Annotated in this window: 3 protein-coding genes; 2 read left to right on the forward strand and 1 reads right to left on the reverse strand. The window is 64.9% G+C overall.

The window, feature by feature from the left end; all coding sequences use genetic code 11:
* Window positions 1-363 precede the first annotated feature (363 nt).
* Complete coding sequence (locus tag AC08OU_RS08070) at window positions 364-669, forward strand: hypothetical protein (RefSeq protein WP_476602342.1); 306 nt, start codon at window positions 364-366, stop codon at window positions 667-669.
* Window positions 670-714: 45 nt separating this feature from the next.
* The gene (locus AC08OU_RS08075; RefSeq protein WP_476602343.1) at window positions 715-1,029 is read left to right on the forward strand and encodes a hypothetical protein; all 315 of its coding nucleotides are present in this window, start codon (window positions 715-717) and stop codon (window positions 1,027-1,029) included.
* A gap of 253 nt (window positions 1,030-1,282) precedes the next feature.
* Here AC08OU_RS08075 and AC08OU_RS08080 read toward each other — a convergent pair whose 3' ends face one another.
* Window positions 1,283-1,678 carry a hypothetical protein gene (locus AC08OU_RS08080; protein ID WP_476602344.1) on the reverse strand — a complete coding sequence of 132 codons (396 nt, stop codon included), beginning with the start codon at window positions 1,676-1,678 and terminating at the stop codon, window positions 1,283-1,285.
* Window positions 1,679-2,093 lie beyond the last annotated feature (415 nt).

Raw genomic sequence — 2,093 nt, forward strand, 5'->3', positions numbered from 1 at the left:
TCGCACATAGGAGTCGAAATGAAATAACTTGCGCGTTTCGAACCCTCCACAGGCCTGTGACCTGCGATGATGCTCTCGATCACGTATTTGTTACTTCATTACGTCCCCATAATGGCTGAGAACAAGGACCGGGGACCCCGAGTGGAAAATGCGTGATTATGGCGCCGACGGGTCCGGGACCGAACCGCAGTCCCTTCCAGGCCTACTATCGGCACTCGGCGGATCTCGGGATTTTTAACGTCCTGCTCGATCTGGCATCTTTTGAGTATGCCCGTATCCACATTGTTGTGCAATGTGGACTAGAGAAAAGACTAGATGAAAATGGGCAGTGGTATTGTAATCGGATTGATGATCCAGCCGCCTGTGTCGGGCGAACTTGTCCTTCCGGTGGAGAAGCTGCTGGGAGCGGGTCCGGTACTTGGGCTCCCGGGGTTGCCACTCGGTGGGGACGTCGACGTCGGAGCACCCACCCCGGTCGGTGCCGTCGAGGGTGGGGTGCTCGGTGGTGCCGTCGGCGGTCGGCTGGCTGACGATGGAGTCGTGGTCGGCGGCTGTGTAGGAGTCGTGGTCGGTGGCCCCGTCGTCGGCGTGCGTGGCGCCGGGGCGGTGGACGGCGAGGACGGAGGCGGTGCCGCAGGCGCCTTGACAAAAGCAGGGTCGGGACGGTGAGCGGCGGAGGGCGAGGGCTTGCTGACCTGCCGCGCGATGGGCTCCATGAGGCGTGGTTCCAAGCCCCCGGGCGACGCAGCCCGGCTGGTGAACGCTCCGGCGACCGTCGGGACGACTGTCGAGGACGTCGCGGCCGCATTGCTGGGTGCGGCCGCAGGCACGGGCGGACGTACCGCGTCCGGGGTCGGCGCCTGCGTCACCTGCCCCTGCGTGATATTCGGCCTGTCCTCCGACAGCAGCTGGGCATCGGAGGTGGGCCAGTTCATGGCCGCCGTGAGGCCGGCGACGGCAATGGCCGTCACCGCGGCGACTGCCACCGCCGACCGCCTGCGCCATCCCGCGGTGCCGCGGCCAGTATGAGTCTGTGGTGCGTCGGTGAGGTCATTGTCGGAGTCCATGCGCATGAGCGGGAGTAGACGCGTGGGGTGCGTGGTGGCGGCGATGATGGTTTTCTCGGCATCGGCGTACCTGTCACCGCTGGGTGGAGCAGTCGGTACCTTGACGAGATTGACCTTCGGTGTCTCCTTGGTGGTCTCGCCGACTTCGCTCTTAGTATCGGTATCGGCCGCGGCGGCCGCTGCCGCAGCCCGCCGACTGGCGGCTGAGGCTGCGGCTACAGCCGCGACAGCGGCGCGATCGAAGGTGCGCGCGAGGCCGACCCGCAGACTCGCCGGCGCCGGAACCACGGCACCGGTGAGGAGCTCTTCGGGCGAGACTCCATGGGGTACCGGGATGCTGCGGCCTGGGGCGATCCCGACCAGGCCAGATCGCTTCCTCGAGCAAGCTCGAGTAGCCAGGACCGCAGCCGGGTGGGATCGCTCAGGGGATTTAGACGAGTGCGGGCGACGAAGGCGAACGCCGTCCCGGCCGCTGCGCGGGCCACGGTGGGATCGCCCAGAATCAGCAGGCACATCGAGAAGACATCATCGGCGTACAGATCGTAGAGATCGTCGAACGCCTGCCGGTCACCACGTCGGACACGGGCCACCAGGTCCGCGTCGTCGTCCATACTCAGCTTCTCCCCGGGGACTAGCGGCGGCCCCGGAACAGGCCGGCATCGCCCCATCGGTAGCCCGGTGAGGCAGTCCCAATGCTAGAAGTTCGTCCCCCGCAGCGGGTAAACGTCGTGAAGATTTTGTTGTCGCCGATTCGACAGTCGATAACGCTTGACTACTGACGTCGTCGCACTTTGATCCCCATCGACTACGGCTGGTTACTTTGCCTGGTAGGTCTCACGGCAGGGTGGCCATGTCCCGTCGGAGACGGGACCAATCCACCCTGGACGAACCTGCCTTCAATGGGTATAAGCCGAAATCTGTCACCAATTCGGCAGAACTGGCGTTCGGAACCGGACCGGCCATTCGCGGCCTTCCGCTGGAAGGCGCCACGCTTCTTGCGGGTCGGGACATAGGGGACGTAATGAA

The sequence above is a fragment of the Frankia sp. CcMO1 genome (assembly GCF_977945845.1).